The 16,419-nt window shown below is 44.2% G+C and carries 18 protein-coding genes; 16 read left to right on the forward strand and 2 right to left on the reverse strand.

What is annotated here, in order from left to right; all coding sequences use genetic code 11:
- The first annotated feature begins 81 nt into the window (after window positions 1-81).
- The 7 genes from VEHSUH05_RS05165 to VEHSUH05_RS05195 are packed head-to-tail and all read left to right on the forward strand — an operon-like array spanning window position 82 to window position 4,992.
- Entirely contained in the window at window positions 82-1,638 is a 1,557-nt protein-coding gene (locus VEHSUH05_RS05165) for an ABC-F family ATP-binding cassette domain-containing protein (protein WP_105090947.1), read from the forward strand.
- 8 nt (window positions 1,639-1,646) lie between these two features.
- Window positions 1,647-2,216, forward strand: coding sequence for a GTP cyclohydrolase I (gene folE / locus VEHSUH05_RS05170; protein WP_095065464.1), 570 nt, complete (start codon window positions 1,647-1,649; stop codon window positions 2,214-2,216).
- Entirely contained in the window at window positions 2,209-3,042 is an 834-nt protein-coding gene (gene folP, locus VEHSUH05_RS05175; protein WP_105090948.1) for a dihydropteroate synthase, read from the forward strand. The genes folE and folP overlap by 8 nt, the downstream gene beginning before the upstream one ends.
- 1 nt (window position 3,043) lies before the next feature.
- Window positions 3,044-3,406, forward strand: a complete 363-nt coding sequence (gene folB / locus VEHSUH05_RS05180; RefSeq protein ID WP_038117103.1) for a dihydroneopterin aldolase — start codon at window positions 3,044-3,046, stop codon at window positions 3,404-3,406.
- Window positions 3,406-3,873, forward strand: coding sequence for a 2-amino-4-hydroxy-6-hydroxymethyldihydropteridine diphosphokinase (gene folK, locus VEHSUH05_RS05185; protein ID WP_105090949.1), 468 nt, complete (start codon window positions 3,406-3,408; stop codon window positions 3,871-3,873). Before folB ends, folK begins: the two co-directional genes overlap by 1 nt.
- A 57-nt stretch (window positions 3,874-3,930) precedes the next feature.
- The gene (locus VEHSUH05_RS05190) at window positions 3,931-4,740 is read left to right on the forward strand and encodes a hypothetical protein (protein ID WP_038117097.1); all 810 of its coding nucleotides are present in this window, start codon (window positions 3,931-3,933) and stop codon (window positions 4,738-4,740) included.
- A gap of 12 nt (window positions 4,741-4,752) precedes the next feature.
- Complete coding sequence (locus tag VEHSUH05_RS05195) at window positions 4,753-4,992, forward strand: GlsB/YeaQ/YmgE family stress response membrane protein (protein WP_038117095.1); 240 nt, start codon at window positions 4,753-4,755, stop codon at window positions 4,990-4,992.
- A gap of 195 nt (window positions 4,993-5,187) precedes the next feature.
- Here the strand turns inward: VEHSUH05_RS05195 and VEHSUH05_RS05200 are convergent, their stop codons facing one another.
- Entirely contained in the window at window positions 5,188-6,135 is a 948-nt protein-coding gene (locus tag VEHSUH05_RS05200) for an L-lactate dehydrogenase (protein WP_105090950.1), read from the reverse strand.
- 318 nt (window positions 6,136-6,453) lie between these two features.
- Here VEHSUH05_RS05200 and VEHSUH05_RS05205 point away from each other — a divergent pair, with 318 nt between their 5' ends.
- The 6 genes from VEHSUH05_RS05205 (at window position 6,454) to ftsH (ending at window position 11,804) form a co-directional block, all read left to right on the forward strand.
- The gene (locus tag VEHSUH05_RS05205; protein ID WP_038117092.1) at window positions 6,454-6,786 is read left to right on the forward strand and encodes an FtsB family cell division protein; all 333 of its coding nucleotides are present in this window, start codon (window positions 6,454-6,456) and stop codon (window positions 6,784-6,786) included.
- Between the two features lie 75 nt (window positions 6,787-6,861).
- On the forward strand, window positions 6,862-7,260 hold the full coding sequence (locus VEHSUH05_RS05210) for a S1 RNA-binding domain-containing protein (RefSeq protein ID WP_054674760.1): 399 nt from the start codon (window positions 6,862-6,864) through the stop codon (window positions 7,258-7,260).
- Window positions 7,261-7,325: 65 nt separating this feature from the next.
- The gene (locus VEHSUH05_RS05215) at window positions 7,326-8,222 is read left to right on the forward strand and encodes a Ppx/GppA phosphatase family protein (protein ID WP_105090951.1); all 897 of its coding nucleotides are present in this window, start codon (window positions 7,326-7,328) and stop codon (window positions 8,220-8,222) included.
- A complete protein-coding gene (gene tilS, locus VEHSUH05_RS05220) occupies window positions 8,191-9,189 on the forward strand; it encodes a tRNA lysidine(34) synthetase TilS (RefSeq protein WP_105090952.1) in 999 nt (332 codons plus the stop codon). Before VEHSUH05_RS05215 ends, tilS begins: the two co-directional genes overlap by 32 nt.
- Before the next feature lie 22 nt (window positions 9,190-9,211).
- Complete coding sequence (hpt, locus tag VEHSUH05_RS05225; RefSeq protein ID WP_038117083.1) at window positions 9,212-9,757, forward strand: hypoxanthine phosphoribosyltransferase; 546 nt, start codon at window positions 9,212-9,214, stop codon at window positions 9,755-9,757.
- Between the two features lie 88 nt (window positions 9,758-9,845).
- Entirely contained in the window at window positions 9,846-11,804 is a 1,959-nt protein-coding gene (gene ftsH, locus VEHSUH05_RS05230; RefSeq protein WP_038117080.1) for an ATP-dependent zinc metalloprotease FtsH, read from the forward strand.
- Between the two features lie 163 nt (window positions 11,805-11,967).
- Here ftsH and VEHSUH05_RS05235 read toward each other — a convergent pair whose 3' ends face one another.
- Window positions 11,968-13,311: a threonine/serine exporter family protein gene (locus VEHSUH05_RS05235; RefSeq protein ID WP_105090953.1), complete on the reverse strand. Its 1,344-nt coding sequence runs from the start codon at window positions 13,309-13,311 to the stop codon at window positions 11,968-11,970.
- A 216-nt stretch (window positions 13,312-13,527) separates the two neighbouring features.
- Here VEHSUH05_RS05235 and VEHSUH05_RS05240 point away from each other — a divergent pair, with 216 nt between their 5' ends.
- From VEHSUH05_RS05240 to dusB, 3 genes are all read left to right on the forward strand, one after another.
- Window positions 13,528-14,502, forward strand: coding sequence for a biotin--[acetyl-CoA-carboxylase] ligase (locus VEHSUH05_RS05240; protein ID WP_038117076.1), 975 nt, complete (start codon window positions 13,528-13,530; stop codon window positions 14,500-14,502).
- Window positions 14,503-14,512: 10 nt separating this feature from the next.
- Complete coding sequence (locus tag VEHSUH05_RS05245; protein ID WP_105090954.1) at window positions 14,513-15,280, forward strand: type III pantothenate kinase; 768 nt, start codon at window positions 14,513-14,515, stop codon at window positions 15,278-15,280.
- A gap of 87 nt (window positions 15,281-15,367) precedes the next feature.
- Window positions 15,368-16,363 (forward strand): tRNA dihydrouridine synthase DusB, encoded by a 996-nt coding sequence (gene dusB / locus VEHSUH05_RS05250; RefSeq protein ID WP_105090955.1) that lies wholly within the window; start codon window positions 15,368-15,370, stop codon window positions 16,361-16,363.
- Window positions 16,364-16,419: the final 56 nt, after the last annotated feature.

Here is a 16,419-nt window from a genome sequence, read left to right on the forward strand (position 1 = left end):
AATCAAGGTACAATAGATACGATAATTAGTACGAAACAAGCCGTCTTATGCAAGGCGGCTTTTATTCCGATGGAGATAGATATGAGTGTGTTAACCGTTTCCCATGTGACTCATGGTTTTGGGGCGCGACAAATTTTAGATGATGCATCGTTCCGATTGCTGAAAGGCGAGCATGTAGGTCTCATAGGGGCTAATGGGGAAGGGAAATCTACATTCCTCAACATCATTACCGGTAAATTACCGCCTGATGAGGGTAAGATAGAATGGTCCAATCAGGTGACTGTGGGTTATTTGGATCAACATGCAGTACTTGAAAAGGGCATGACAATTCGAGATGTTTTGCAAAAGGCCTTTGATGATCTTTTCGTGATGGAACAGAATATCAACGATGCCTATAATCGCATGGGTGATGTCTCGGAAGATGAAATGAATAAACTGCTCGAACAGGTCGGGGAATGGCAGGAGATTCTTGAACAGCGGGGCTTTTACGAAATTGATGCGGTTATTGAACGCACCGCATCCGGTTTAGGGCTCATGGATATCGGGCTCGATCGGGATGTGACCGAACTCAGCGGTGGACAGCGTACCAAGGTGCTATTAACAAAATTGTTACTGGAAAAACCGACGATTCTACTGTTGGATGAACCGACAAACTATTTGGATATAGAGCATATTCATTGGTTACAAAATTACTTGCAGAATTATGAAAATGCATTTATTCTGATTTCTCATGATATGGAGTTCTTAAATTCAGTAGTCAATGTGATTTATCATATCGAGCAAGCCGTGCTTACGCGCTATACCGGTGACTATCATCAGTTCCAGGCGGCTTATGAGGTAAAGAAGGCGCAAGCCCAAAAGGCGTATGAACGTCAGCAGCAGGAAATCGAACGCATGGAGGATTTTATCCAGCGCAACAAGGCGCGTGTTGCGACGCGGGGCATGGCAAATTCGCGAGCAAAGCGGTTGGAGAAGATGGAAATCCTGGAAAAACCGAAGGAATATATCAAGCCTAGTTTCGGTTTTAAGGAAGGACGTACGCCGAGTCGATTTATTGTGGAGGCCTTTGGACTTGAAATCGGCTATGATGAACCTCTTACGAGGCCGGTTGACTTTCAGATTGAACGAAACAAAAAAATTGCAATCCGCGGTGTTAACGGATTAGGAAAAACAACATTGCTGAAAACGATATTGGGACTTTTGAAGCCGGTCAGCGGAGAGCTTGTTAAAGGGGAGTTTTTACAAGTCGGCTATTTTGCACAGGAGGATGCACCGTCTAACTCGGAGACGGCCCTTGACTATATCTGGAATGAGTATCCGGCGATGACTAATGCGGAGGTACGGGCGGCATTGGCGAGATGCGGTCTTACCAATGAACATATTATATCTCAAATGCGCGTGCTTTCAGGCGGAGAGAATGCGAAGGTACGCCTTTGTAAATTGATGCAGAATAAGTACAATGTTTTGGTTCTGGATGAACCGACAAATCATCTTGATGTGTATGCGAAAGAAGAATTGAGCCGTGCGTTACGCGCGTTTAAAGGCACAATTGTGCTCGTAAGTCATGAACCCGAATTTTATAACGGGTGGGTTACGGATATTTGGAATATTGAGGATTGGACGACAAAAATTGTTTAGGAGGACCGATGAATCAACGTGCGAAGGACGGGATAAAGCAGTTTTTACAGGCTTTATCTGTTGATACAGAGGCGCCGGAATTAGAAAAAACACCAAGTCGTGTAACGGAATTATACGGCGAATTATTTAGCGGTGTCGGGATGGATACGAAATCCGCGTGGGGTGACACCTTTACGGCGGACTATAAGGGCCTGGTAGCTTTGAGTGGAATACCGTTTTATTCCATGTGTGAACATCATTTGTTGCCGTTTTTCGGTACTGTAGATATTGTATATCAGCCGAAGGACGGTTGTGTGGCGGGTCTCAGTAAGTTTCAGGATGTGGTGAACATCCTCAGTCGAAGACCGCAATTACAGGAGCGGTTGACGTCGGAACTGGCGGATGCGATTATGAATGATTTATCGGCTCATGGTGTATTTGTGCGCATTACATCAACTCAGTTATGCATGTTGATTAAGGGGACTATGCAGCAAGATTCAAAGGTAATCACCTTGGAGAGTCGCGGTGTATTAGATGAGACAGGGACGCTTCGAGATGAAGCGTTAGCGATGTTAGGCGGAGGACAGGCAGATGTTTAAACGTAGAAATTATACATGGAAAGATGGGAAGAGCTTGGCTTTATCCGATCGAACCCTCATTATGGGGATTTTAAATGGAACGCCTGATTCCTTTTCGGATGGAGGTCAATTTAACACGCCCCAGACGGCAGTGGATCATGTGAAACAGATGATTCGGGATGGCGCGGATATCATTGACCTCGGTGTCGAATCAACGAGACCTGGAGCAACACCGTTGACGGCGGATGAAGAGATCAGTCGTTTATCTGAGTTGCTGGAACCGGTACTGAATGCATCGACGGTTCCCGTTTCGATTGATACATATCATGCGAAGACCGCGGATTATGCATTTTCAAAAGGAGCGCATATCATAAATGACGTGTGGGGACTGCATTACGACCCGGATATGGCGGCTGTTGCGGCACAATACAAGGTGCCTATTATTATCATGCACAACAGCAATGATACGAACTATGGTGATATTATTGAAGATATGAAAGCCTTTTTCTTTGCTGCTATAGACAAGGCGATGAAAGAAGGTGTATTACCTCAACAGATCTGGATTGATCCGGGAATCGGTTTCGGCAAGACGGAAGAGCAGAACATTGAGGTTATACAGCGGTTGGGTGAATTGACGGCATATGAATATCCGGTTTTATTAGCGCCTAGTCGAAAACGTTTTATCGGTTCTATCTTGGGCGGCCTGCCACCGGAAGAACGTGACGAAGGTACCGTAGCAGCGTGCATTACCGGTGTATTCCAAGGCGTTGATATGGTACGTGTTCATAATGTACGGATGCATAAGCGAGCTTTAGCCGTGGCGGATAGCTTGCTGCGAGGTGAATAATATGGATAAAATCGTATTAAAGAATATGGGCTTTTACGGATATCATGGAAATCTGGAGTCGGAACAGGAACAGGGACAACGGTTCTTTGTGGACGTGGAAATCACCACGGATCTTACAAAGGCGGGACAAAGCGATAATTTAGAGGATTCCATTAACTATGTAGAAGTCTATGAGTTGGTGCGTTCCGTTATGATCGGTGAGAAATGCAATCTGTTAGAGCGGTTGGGGGCGCTCATTTCGGACTCCTTATATCAGCATTATCAAGGTATAGTAGGGTTGTCCGTGACGGTGCGCAAACCATCGGTGCCGATTGCGGGTATGCTTGATTATGTCGAGGTGGTTACTACGCGGGGCCAAATTTGATGTATACTTATTTCATCGGTGTCGGGTCGAATCTGGGGGACAGATATCGATATATTGATGAAGCATTTCAATCCTTTCAGACTCGTCATGATATATATAATGCGCACACCTCCACGTTGATTGAAACTGAACCGTGGGGATATAAAGATCAAGATACATTTATAAATGGTATGTGGTCCTGTGAAAGCAGTTTGTCGCCACATGATATGCTCGAAGTATTGCAGAATCTGGAGCGCACTGCCGGTAGAGAACGGCATATTCATTGGGGACCGAGAACATTGGATTTAGATATCATTTTAATTTATAAGGATGATAGGTTACTTTCTGTTGAAGATGAGAGTCTCACGGTTCCGCATCCGTATTTCTGGGAACGGGATTTTGTACTGAAGTCGTTGATGGAATTATTGCCTGATTTCATTTATGATGGAATATCTATCAAGGATAGATTATCTGTATTAGATATATAATATACGAGGCATATTATATAGTTACGTTTTATGATAAGGGGTTCCTGGGGAGGATAAATGTATATAAAACGTATAGGTCTATGCGTTTTGGCCATAATTATAATGGGGTTATCATATTGGCTTGCCGTGGGTGGAACCAATCATGGTACCAAGACGATTCGCATAGATCCGGAGTCGCATGCATTGGTAAATTCCAGTGATGCAGTTATCTCCAAACGCATTTTAGCTATGAAAACTGTAGACTCACGAGTTTATTTTCTTGGCTATGACGGTTATGGAGTGTATAATCTAGATAATAATACTCTTAGCCTTATGCCGATTGCTTTCAGAGGTCCTCATGTGGATGTTCCGGAAACAACGGCATATCAAAGAGGGTTAAAGAATGTTATTAAGGTAAAAGCGTTTTCCGATTTTGATGATAAGGATCGGTCCGAGTTGGAAGGATTGTTAAAATCCTCTGATCGTGGAACCTATTATTATGGAGACTTCTATCATTCCGGTTATGAAGCATCTCTTATAGATCTGCGGGATCAGTATTTTATTACAAATACGGTACGAGCATTAAAACGGGTTAATCATACATTATATGTGTATGATGCATCGGGATTTATCATCATTGATTTGGATACGCGACAGATTCAAGGATTTTTCAATAATCGCATTAGTGGTGAGGGTGCGAAGGGGATACCGGATAGCTTACGCGGTCATTATGGACCGAATTTCACTATGATTTATGCATTATCTAAATTAGCTCCTGAAAATTTGGATATTCTTTGGACGATGCGCAAGCAGTATTTAGAAAAATCCCCTCAAGTTGTAGAGGAGAAAGATTTATTTCCTTTAAATCTTGAGGATATGACATTATAGGAGGTATATATTATGCTTTGGTCTATTATTGTAGGCGGATTTATCGGCTTTGTGGCAGGTTGTATTACAGATAAATCTGCAAAAATGGGTATTATTTATCGTGTTGTTGCAGGTTTAGTCGGTGCTTCTGTAGGTCAAACCTTGCTTGGCACTTGGGGCCCTAGCCTTGCCGGCATGGCATTGATCCCGTCTATTGCGGGTGCTGTTATCGTTGTTGCCGTTGTGAGCTTCTTTACAGGTCGCAATAGCTAATTTCTTTTAGCTTGGTATTAAGCTTTTTAGAATATTATAGGTAGCATACTAATTGAATAAAAAGGTCCGCCTATTCCGTTCGCTCTCATTGTAGAGTCGTTATTCATCGGAATGGGGGGACCTTTTGTTGTATATTATTTAATAATTGTGATTACAGTGAGTATTATTTTGGTTATGGAATTATGATGAAAGTTTTTACATGGTCTCCGCTTTTAATGCATGTTCTCGAATAACGGAACAGGAGTACCTGAATTTCTCTAATTCATCGGGCGTTAACTGCAGCTCTAAGATATCTTCGATGCCATCCTTCCCGATGATGGCCGGTGTAGAGGCGAAAATACCGGATTCGCCGTACTGTCCATTGAGATAACAGGAGCAAGGTAAGACCTTTTTTTCATCGTGAAAAATGGATCGGATGAGTTCCGTTGTAGCACTGGCAATGCCGAACTCTGTAGAACCTTTACCGGCCAGCACATGATAACCGCCGATTTTCACATCGTTTAACACCTGCGTGTGGTCAAGCTGAGGGAATCGGTGAGGTAATTCTTTTTGTAACTGCGTTAACGGCTTGCCCTGGATACATATGTGGGACCAAGGTATCATGGCGCTGGTGCCATGTTCACCGAGGCAATAGGCCGTAATGGAACGATGGCTTATATGAAAGTGTTGACTTAATTCTTTTTGTAAGCGCGCTGAATCAAGTGCCGTACCGGATGAAATGATGCGATTATAATCCCAGTTTAAATGTTTTTGTAAATAGGTTGCGACCACATCGGCCGGATTTGAAATGGAAATGATGAATCCTTTAAAGCCTGATGCTTTAATGCGGGGGATGACATCTTTTAGGACTTCCACCGTTTCCCCTAACGTTTCCAATCTATCTTGTGATATGTTTGGTAAAGGACCTGCGCTGAAGATAAGAATATCGCAGTCCCCGCAATTTTCGATAGGACCTGCCGTAGCTGATACGTGATGCGGAATATAACTGACGGCATCGTTAATATCCATAGCTTGCGCCTGTGCTTTCTTTTCATCGATATCCATCATGTATAATATATCTGCCTCACCCTGTAATGTGAGGGAAAATGCTACATGCGATCCTACGTGACCGGTGCCGATAATACCAACTTTTCGTAATTTCATGATGACCTCCTATCATTTATCGAAATGTCTATTAAGGTTGATAAGTATACTGTTATTATATACCTCTCTAAAAATATAAGAGAAATTTTATTTTAATTGGTCATATTATAGTTAAAGTGATAGAAGAGGGCCTGTACTTGTGCAGCGATTTTGCGCAGTGTGGAACAAGCAAGTATAAGCTCTTCTTTTTTGGTCCCATCAAAATTACGAAACGAAAATTCTATAAAATCGGGTTAGATTGTATGACATATTTCATCAGTTCTATGGTATAATTTAAGAATGTCAGTATACAGTTGATGAATATTTGGGGGGACATTTATGAATCAGCATACAACGGAAATACAAAGACCGAAGGAACCGCGCAAACGGGTTCGCCCTAATCGCAGAGAACAGGATCAGCGTATTGCCCTTATGTGGATCAAGCGAATCGGGATAGGGCTTATGGTTTTGCTATTGTTAGGGCAAGCCTATCGCTTGGTGGCTGTATATCAAGAAAAACAACATATAGAACAACAGTTAGAAGAACTAAAGCAGCGAAATGATGAATTAGAACAGGAAAAGGCTAAGTTACAAGATCCGAAGACCATAGAAGGGGTGGCTCGAGAGGAGTTAGGACTGGTTAAACCTGGTGAAGTACCATATGTGAAATGATTTGTACTTTTACAGATAAAGTTATATTCGCAACGGTTTGTAGTTTGAAGTTTCCGCATTATTTTAGGAGGTTGCATGGCAATCGAAGTTGGCAACATTATTGATGGTACAGTATCGGGTATTACGAAATTCGGAGTGTTTGTTGATTTAGGAGAAAAACAAACGGGTTTAGTACATATTTCTGAGGTGGCGCATGGTTATGTAGAGGACATCAACACAGTATTGAAGGTTGAGGATCCTGTGAAAGTTAAGGTTTTATCCGTTGAAGGAAATAAGATCGGCCTTTCTATTCGTCAAACGCAGCCGAGGGAAGAGGCTCGTGAAGAGCGTCCGCGTCGCATTCAGACTAAACAAAGCACAGAGGCTTTTGAGGCTAAAATGAAAATGTTTTTGCGCGACAGTAATGAACGCTTGCATGATTTGAAGCGAAATACAGAAGGTAAACGCGGAGGCTGTGGCGGTCGTCGAGATTGAGTTAAGGGATGGCTTCGAGCCATCTCTTTATTTATGTATCCGTAAATATTGGTGCAGGAGGGCATATGAAATCGGCAATTGTAGATATCGGTTCTAATTCGATACGTTTGTTATTGGCGAAATTTGACGGAACTACATGGCATTTCGAACCGAAGCAGTTATGGACGACGCGGCTAGGACAGCGTAATACGGACGGAACCTTGCGCACGGAATCGATAGAGGCTTCGTATAGGGCTTTTAAGGAGATACATAGCCTGCTTCAAGCATATGGAGCACAGTGTTGCTGTGGATTTGCCACCAGTGCCGTGCGCGAAGCACCTAATGGAATGGATTTTATGAATGCCGTTTCTGATTATTGCCCGATGGAGTGGCGTATCTTAAGTGGCGATGAAGAGGCTGTATATGGTTTTAAAGGGGCTTTGGGTGAGCAACTGCAGGATGGTCGTCACTACGCCACTATCGATATCGGTGGAGGCAGTACCGAAATTGCTGTAGGAAATATAGACGGTGTCTATTGGAGCCGTTCCTATTCGGTAGGGGCGGTGCGTTTACAGACCGTATCTGATGAAGGACCTCAACGGGTATGGGAGGAAACTCGCTTTTTGTGGGAACCGATGATGGTTGAAGGCCAGTTTGGAGAGTTTGTCGGCATTGGGGGCACGTTGACGACATTGGCGGCAATTGACCTGGGGTTAGATGTATATGATGGCAGACGTGTGCAAGGTCATAAATTGAGTCGTGAAACTGTAGAGGGGCTTATTATGAGACTTCGCTATATGAGTCGTGACGAGCGTTTACAGGTGATCGGATTGCCTGCGGGACGCGCCGATATTATCGTGGCCGGTGCCGAAATTTTAACATCCTTTATGGATTCGTATGAAGTGCCGCATGTAATTGTGAGTGATCAGGATGGTATGGAGGCGATGGCTCGTGAATGTGAAGCAGCTCATTCGAACCGTTAATTTCACATTAAAACAGAATGATTTATTTCCTGAACATAGCCGTATACTGGTCGCCTGTTCGGGCGGGCCCGATTCGATGGCATTGTTTCATCTGTTATTGGATGTTGCGGCGCATCGACATATTCATTGGCATATCGGGGTGGCCATTATGGATCATCAGATTCGACGTGAAAGCAAGGATGAGGTGCTGTGGCTGCAGGATCGGGTGAAAGCCCTGAATCTGGACTTTTACAACGTGGCTATTGATGTACCGGCTTTTAGTATGGAGCGGAAGATTTCAGTGGAAACCGCAGGCCGGGATATCCGTTATGGATGGCTTACGGATTTAGCTCGAGCTAAGAGGTATGATTATATTGCGGTGGCTCATCATAAAAATGACCAGGCTGAATCGATTTTGGCTCATCTTATTCGGGGCTCGGGTATGAACGGTTTACAGGGGATGTCCGTGCTCAGCCATAGCTATGCAATACCTGTTGTAAGACCGTTACTTGAGGTGAAGAAAGAGGCGCTGCTGGCGTATTTAGAGGAACGTCATATTTCTTATTGTGTTGATTGTACTAACGATGATATAGAATATCAACGCAATCGAATTCGTCATTGTATCATTCCGGAATTGGAAAAAATAAATCCTGCCGTTATAGATTCTCTTGAGCGGATGTCCCGCTCTGTTACGGAGGATATGGAGTTTTTGCAACAGATGGCGCAAGAGGTTTTTGACACGTTGATCTCAGTAGATGATCGAAGCTGCACCGTTTCCCGCCGTCGATTGCGTCAACAGCCGATGGCATTACAGCGAAGACTGTGGCAGATGATGGTACGGGTAGTCGATAATCGTTTAATATTGAGCTTTGCTCATCAGGCACAGTTGTCTGATATAGTACAGACGGGAGAAGTGAAAACTTTCACGATTGCACGTATTATTATTGAGGCCCGATGTGATACAATAAAAGTGTATAGCAAACATTAGATATAGATCGTGGAGGTCATATATGCATCAGGATGTAAAAGAGATTTTGTATACCCCGAAGCAACTGGCTGCGCGCGTTACCGAACTGGGGCGCGATATCAGTCGCGATTACAAGGGCGAATCTGTGGTGCTCGTCGGAGTTTTAAAGGGGGCTATCGTATTTTTTACGGATTTGGCCCGTGCTATAGATGATACGGTGAATGTGAGTTTTGATTTTATTTCTTGCTCCAGTTATGGCAATAGTACTACAAGTACCGGCGTCGTAAGAATTCTGAAGGATTTGGACCGTTCCGTGGAAGGCAAGCATGTGCTCGTCGTCGAGGATATTGTGGATACCGGTACGACGTTGCATTACCTGCTGGATAATCTGCGTGCCCGCGGGGCTAAAAGCGTGCGCTTGGCGGCGTTACTGAATAAACCGGACCGTCGAAAGATGGATGTGCATGTCGATTACGTGGGCTTTGTGATTCCCGACTATTTCGTCGTCGGATATGGGCTGGATTTTGCCGAACGATATCGCCATTTACCATATATAGGTATTTTGAAGGAAGAAATGTATCAAGATTAAGAAGTATGGTATAATATATGAGTGCATCTCGTCATGAGGTGTACTCAATTCGTTTATAAACTAAATTGTTGTTGAAAGGGGTAATCTCTTGGGTCGATTTACAAAAAATATCGTCCTTTATTTACTGATCATTGCCGCTTTTGTTATCGCTATTGATGCTTTTTCTGGTCAAAGTGCGAATAAATCTGAACTCAGTTATACGGGATTTATTCAACAGGTACAGCAGAAAAAGGTTGAGTCCGTAACGATTACGAATGATCATGGTATTAAAGGCAAATTAAAGAATGGAACAGAATTTAATTCTTATGCGCCTAGTGATGAAACGCTAATCAAAACATTACAAGATAATGGAGTGGAAATTACAGCTGCTCCGCCGGAACAACCGGCTTGGTGGATGAGCTTGTTAGGGTCCGCTATTCCTATTATTATTTTGGTGGTACTTTTCTTCTTCATTATGCAACAAACCCAAGGTGGTGGCGGCCGAGTGATGAACTTCGGTAAAAGCCGTGCAAAATTAATGGGTGAAGGTAATGTAAAGGTTAATTTTAAAGATGTAGCCGGCGCAGAGGAAGCTAAACAGGAATTGGAAGAAGTGGTGGAGTTCCTCAAGGATCCCGGTAAGTTTACCGCTATCGGTGCGAAGATTCCAAAAGGGGTTTTACTTGCAGGACCTCCGGGTACCGGTAAAACCTTGCTCGCTAAAGCCGTAGCCGGAGAGGCGGGGGTACCGTTCTTCACTATTTCCGGTTCCGACTTCGTAGAGATGTTTGTCGGTGTCGGTGCATCCCGTGTACGCGATTTGTTTACACAGGCGAAGAAAAATGCACCATGTATCATCTTTATCGATGAAATTGATGCGGTAGGTCGTCAGCGTGGGGCGGGCCTTGGTGGCGGTCATGATGAACGCGAACAGACCTTGAACCAGTTGCTCGTTGAAATGGATGGATTTAGTGCCAACGAAGGCATTATTACCATTGCGGCGACAAACCGTCCGGATATTCTCGATCCCGCATTATTACGTCCCGGTCGTTTCGATCGTCAGGTTGTCGTAGGCCGTCCGGACTTGCGCGGCCGTGAAGCGATCTTAAAAGTTCATGCCCGCAATAAGCCGTTGGCTGATGATGTGGATTTAAAAACGATTGCGAAGAAAACTCCGGGCTTTACCGGTGCGGACTTGAGTAATTTGTTAAACGAAGCAGCTCTTTTGGCGGCTCGTCTCAATAAAAAAATCATTTCCATGGCGGAAGTAGAAGAAGCCAGCGAAAAGGTCAGCATGGGTCCTGAACGCCGCAGTCATATCGTGAGTGAAAAAGATCGCAAGTTGACGGCGTATCATGAATCCGGTCATGCTATTGTGGCACATTTGCTGCCTCATGCGGACCCGGTTCATAAGGTAACGATTATTCCGCGCGGTGCTGCCGGTGGTTATACGATGATGTTACCTACAGAGGAACAGAATTATAAAACCAAATCTCAATTGTTGGCGGATATTCGCGTGGCTCTCGGCGGTCGTATCGCGGAGGCGTTGGTTCTCGACGAAATCAGTACAGGCGCATCCGGTGATCTCCAAAGCGTTACGAACACGGCTCGTGCCATGGTAACACGTTGGGGTATGAGCGATGCGTTGGGACCAATTGTATTCGGCGAACAGCAGGAACAGGTGTTCCTAGGTAAAAATCTCGGACATGAACGTAATTATAGTGAAGAGATTGCCGCTAAAATCGATGAAGAAATTCATCGTATTGTAGAGGAAGCATATAAAGATGTTACAAAGCTTCTCAGCGACAATTTGGATTTCCTTCACAATATGGCAAAAGCTTTATTGGAGGAGGAAACCATTGATGCGAAAGCGGTGGAAAATCTTTATAAATACGGTACAACGAAAACTCCTGATGCGGCTGAGCCTAAAAGTGCACTGGAAGCAGCGGGAATTATCGTACCGGAAACGATTGATAATCCTGTCGATAATGCTGTTGGTACTGAAACTTCTGATCCTTCAGAAGAAATTAATCATGCGGTTTCTACCGATGAAGATGAAACTAAATAATATACGGTAGTTCATAACTATTGGTATGAATATAAAAAGAGCAGGTCTCCATGAGAGGCCTGCTCTTTCTACTATGTAGATACTTGTACTATATAAATCTATATAAATCTATATAGGGATAATGCTAATTATGATTTTTAAATCTCTTTGTGCTATATGGTATTTATTGACCGTCGTGCACATGTCTTGTCGCCATGAGTTCCGCAATTCGGCGCTCTTTGATATTCTTTAAATATTTCTGAGCCAATACATTCGGTATGGCCACGCCTACCGCAATCCCGATAATTGTGAGAACTCCGGTAATGCCGTTTTGCATCATGTGAACGAGGCCTGCTTCATTGAGGCTGTTTATGTGTAGAATATCGAATACGAAGCGATATAATAGGATTCCGGGCATCAGAGCGATGGCTGACGGAACGATGATAACCGTACTCGATGTTTTTATCCATGTAGATACTTTTACAAAAATAATACTCATAACAGCGGCGCCTATAAAGGTTGCACCGGGCGTGGAGAATCCGAAATCAACCAGCAGCAGATTGCGGACGGAAACACAAAGAATACCGCCGATACCGATGTATCCGAGCAAGCGTGTCGGTGCATTAAAGAGAACCGCAAATGCAGAGGCCGCCGTGAAAGCACCGATAATCTGTGTAAGGGAGATGACATGCGGCTTGATGTCGACGAAATTAAAGGCCGGAACGGGACTGAAATAGAGCGCCATGGCCATACCGAGCGTCATGCTGCCCACGATGAGAAGAGTTCTAATTGCCCTTGTTACACCGGATAATATATGGTTGTTGATTATGTCGATGACAAAGTTGATAAGTGGAACACCGGGAATCATGAAGAGCGTGCAGCATACGAGGACATATAGCAATGAGCCCAGTTCGATGTGCGTATAAAAAGCGTATGCCGATATCATGGCGGTAAAAGCGCCAACGGAAATGCCGACATATTCGTTACAGCCGATACGCGTAGATAAGGTGCGTGTAACATATCCGATAAACGAGCAGATGATAGTGACGATAAAGGCAATCCAGTCGCCGCTGTATAAGAAGGCGAGACCCGCCGATCCTAAACCGCAAGCGAGGCCTTTTATCCAGTTCGGATACGTTGGTATGGTGTATTCCAGTTTTGATATGAGATGCTCGTACGTGGTGAGTGAGTAATGGCGTTCGAAGGCTCGCCAGGTCAATTTTGAAACGGCGTTGATCATAGCCATGTTCGGTATATGAACGGGCGTTTTACGAAAAACCGTAATGGACCGTTCCTTATGGAGCAAATTTACCATTATCGTTGTATAGGAAATGTGTATATTCAAGTAATCATGAGGAATCCCCATGAATGTGGCGGCTTTTAACATTTCTTCGATAATCCGGTTTGTATTTGCACCACATTCCATAAGCAGTTTCCCTATATGGAGCAGCACATCTAATTTGCGATGTATATGGACAAAAGGGTTCTCCAGTACCGTGTTCTTTTCTTCTAATGTAAACTGTTGCATAATAGTTTCTCTCCCGTAGATATGTAGATATATTGTTATTGAACGTACATCATATAATCAAATGGTTAACATTCATATCCCGTAAATTTTTGATATAAGTATTATACCACTTTCAGAATATAGAGTGTCTTGATTCAAAATAATCCTTGCATTTTCAGAGGCGCGCTTGTAAAATCGAATTGTAAACCCAGGTTAACAAAGAAAGGGGCTCTAACCATGCGTGATGAAGTGCTAGAATTCTTGAGACAAAACCAAGGTGGCTTCGTATCGGGACAGGATATGTCGGATGCATGTCACGTATCTCGTACTGCAATTTGGAAACATATCAAAGCATTGCGTCAAAAAGGCTATAAAATAGAATCTTATACCAAGAGGGGGTATCGATTATTGGAGGAACCTGATTTGTTGAGTCCATTGGCAATGAAACAGATTTTAGATACCGATGTGTTTGGCAAGCGGTATGTTTATATGGATACTACGGAATCCACAAATTTGGAGGCCCGTCGTTTAGCTCAGCAGGGGGCGGAAGAAGGGACTGTTGTCGTTACGGAAGAACAGGTGGCCGGGCGAGGACGTTTGTCCCGCGGGTGGTATTCTCCTTTTGGTAAAGGCTTATGGTTCAGTATTATTCTGCGTCCTGATTTTGCACCTGCGGATGCACCTAAATGTACTTTGATGGCGGCGGTAGCCCTTACAAAGGCATTTCACAAGATGGGCCTTGTCGATGCGGGCATAAAATGGCCGAATGATATTCTCGTGAACGGTCGTAAACTGGTAGGTATATTGACGGAAATGTCCGGATCCATGGAAGAAGTTTCTCATATTATCATGGGTATCGGTGTCAATGTAAAGACGAAACAGGAAGAACTGCCTGAAGAATTAAAACATATCGCCACGTCCTTATTGATGGAAGGTGTTGACATTGAAAGGACGGAGGCGTTCAAGATTATACTGGAATCATTGGAACATCAGTACTATGAAATCCTCGATAACGGTTTTGAGGATACCCTTAATGAATGGCGTCAGCTCTCTGTCACATTGGGGGCGGATATAGAAGTACGGGCGCCGGGAAATACCTATGAAGGTGTGGCGACGGATATTGATGAAGACGGTAATTTATTAGTTAGAACCCCGGACGGGGCCATTAAACGCATTGTGGCCGGAGACGTGTCTATACGTTCACGCCAATAGAGGAGGATTCATGTTATTAGTTATTGATGTGGGAAACACCAATATTGTACTCGGTGTATATGACAGGAAAGACCTTGTCGGTCATTGGCGTATTTCTACGGATCGGGTGCGTACCACCGATGAATATGGCATGTTGATGATGAACCTGTTTTTTCATGATCGCAAGGTCAATGTGAAAGATATAAAGGATATCATTATTTCTTCCGTTGTACCGCCGTTAATGCCTACACTGGAACGTGTATGTCTTCGTTATTTTAATGTGAATCCGATTATCGTAGGACCCGGTACGAAAACGGGCATTGCCATAAAATATGATAACCCTCGCGAAGTCGGGGCGGACCGTATCGTGAATGCGGTGGCTGCTTATGATAAATACAAAGGCGATTTGATTATTATTGATTTCGGAACGGCGACTACTTATTGTGCCGTTCGAGGCAATGGTGATTATATCGGTGGTGTTATCAGTCCCGGCGTGACCATTTCTGCGGAAGCTCTTTTCCAACGGGCGGCTAAGTTACCGCGTATCGAGGTTAAGGATCCGGGACAGGTTATATGCCGAAATACCGTATCATCGATGCAATCCGGTATGTTTTACGGTTATGTAGGTCAAGTAGAGGGGCTTGTGACTCGTATGAAAGCGGAAATGGGAGGACCCGTGACCGTAGTTGCCACCGGCGGTTTGGCACAGCTTATCAGCAGCGCTACCGATTGTATTGACCATGTAGAGCCTATGTTGACGTTGGAAGGGTTACGCCTTATTTACGAACGAAATAAATAATGCTACTATAATAGAGTTATAAATTATAACAAAGTAGTGTACATTCGGGTACAGCCTATGCTGTACTCTTTTTATTAGGTGATATATATGAATACAAAGCGATGGCATATAGGTTCCGTTTTGATTGACGGACAGGCCATATTGGCTCCCATGGCGGGGGTAAGCGATATCGCATACCGGCTTTTGGCGAAAGAGAACGGGGCGGCTTTAGTGTGTACCGAAATGGTGAGCGCTATGGGAATTAAATATAAAAATGAACGAACACATGAATTATTGCGCATTGAAGAGGCGGAGAGACCTGTGTCGATGCAGATCTTCGGATCCGACCCTGCAGCTATTGCTTTAGGTGCAAAGGTCGTAGCCGATGCAGGTGCGGATATTGTGGACATCAACATGGGCTGCCCTGTAAAAAAGGTCGTTACATCCGGTGACGGTTCGGCTCTCATGAAACATCCGGATTTGGCCGCGCGTGTGGCGGAGGCGGCTGTCAAAGCTGTTGATGTACCGGTGACGGTGAAAATGCGTATAGGTTGGGATTATGATCATATTAATGTCGTGGATTTTGCTAAGCGTATTGAATCTACCGGCGTAGCCGCCATCGCTGTTCATGGGCGTACGAAGGAACAGATGTACAGCGGTCATGCGGACTGGTCGTATATTAAAGCGGTTAAAGAGACCGTATCCATTCCAGTTATAGGTAATGGGGATATCGTTGAGCCGGAGGATGCTAAGCGTATGCTTGATGAGACGGGATGTGATGCGGTGATGATAGGACGTGGTGCGCAGGGTAATCCGTGGATCTTTGATCGCATTCATCAGTACTTAGCCACCGGTGAAGTCGTATCTGCACCGTCCGCATTGGAGCGCCTCGATATGTTGATGAAACACTTCCGATTGTTATGTGAATACAAGGGGGAGCACCTGGCTGTGCGAGAAATCCGAACACATGCGGGTTGGTATCTGAAAGGCTTACCTGAATCCGCCTATTGGCGCAATTGGTTGAATACGATTCATACGGTAACAAGCTTTCAGAAAGAGCTGGAAACATACCGTTCCATCCTGGCTGAAGTTAAGGCGCATTGACAAATGTATAGTATTTTTATATAATGATTGAGAAAATTTACAAACAAAGGATAAGG

The organism is Veillonella denticariosi JCM 15641, assembly GCF_002959855.1.
GTDB classification, from domain to species: Bacteria; Bacillota; Negativicutes; order Veillonellales; family Veillonellaceae; genus Veillonella; species Veillonella denticariosi.

Excerpts from the sequence above, each read along its gene's own strand:
- VEHSUH05_RS05165 (WP_105090947.1), top strand. The coding sequence starts at position 82 with ATGAGTGTGTTAACCGTTTCCCATGTGACTCATGGTTTTGGGGCGCGA.
- folE (WP_095065464.1), top strand. The coding sequence starts at position 1,647 with ATGAATCAACGTGCGAAGGACGGGATAAAGCAGTTTTTACAGGCTTTA.
- folP (WP_105090948.1), top strand. The coding sequence starts at position 2,209 with ATGTTTAAACGTAGAAATTATACATGGAAAGATGGGAAGAGCTTGGCT.
- folB (WP_038117103.1), top strand. The coding sequence starts at position 3,044 with ATGGATAAAATCGTATTAAAGAATATGGGCTTTTACGGATATCATGGA.
- folK (WP_105090949.1), top strand. The coding sequence starts at position 3,406 with ATGTATACTTATTTCATCGGTGTCGGGTCGAATCTGGGGGACAGATAT.
- VEHSUH05_RS05190 (WP_038117097.1), top strand. The coding sequence starts at position 3,931 with ATGTATATAAAACGTATAGGTCTATGCGTTTTGGCCATAATTATAATG.
- VEHSUH05_RS05195 (WP_038117095.1), top strand. The coding sequence starts at position 4,753 with ATGCTTTGGTCTATTATTGTAGGCGGATTTATCGGCTTTGTGGCAGGT.
- VEHSUH05_RS05200 (WP_105090950.1), bottom strand. The coding sequence starts at position 6,135 with ATGAAATTACGAAAAGTTGGTATTATCGGCACCGGTCACGTAGGATCG.
- VEHSUH05_RS05205 (WP_038117092.1), top strand. The coding sequence starts at position 6,454 with ATGAATCAGCATACAACGGAAATACAAAGACCGAAGGAACCGCGCAAA.
- VEHSUH05_RS05210 (WP_054674760.1), top strand. The coding sequence starts at position 6,862 with ATGGCAATCGAAGTTGGCAACATTATTGATGGTACAGTATCGGGTATT.
- VEHSUH05_RS05215 (WP_105090951.1), top strand. The coding sequence starts at position 7,326 with ATGAAATCGGCAATTGTAGATATCGGTTCTAATTCGATACGTTTGTTA.
- hpt (WP_038117083.1), top strand. The coding sequence starts at position 9,212 with ATGCATCAGGATGTAAAAGAGATTTTGTATACCCCGAAGCAACTGGCT.
- VEHSUH05_RS05235 (WP_105090953.1), bottom strand. The coding sequence starts at position 13,311 with ATGCAACAGTTTACATTAGAAGAAAAGAACACGGTACTGGAGAACCCT.
- VEHSUH05_RS05240 (WP_038117076.1), top strand. The coding sequence starts at position 13,528 with ATGCGTGATGAAGTGCTAGAATTCTTGAGACAAAACCAAGGTGGCTTC.
- VEHSUH05_RS05245 (WP_105090954.1), top strand. The coding sequence starts at position 14,513 with ATGTTATTAGTTATTGATGTGGGAAACACCAATATTGTACTCGGTGTA.
- dusB (WP_105090955.1), top strand. The coding sequence starts at position 15,368 with ATGAATACAAAGCGATGGCATATAGGTTCCGTTTTGATTGACGGACAG.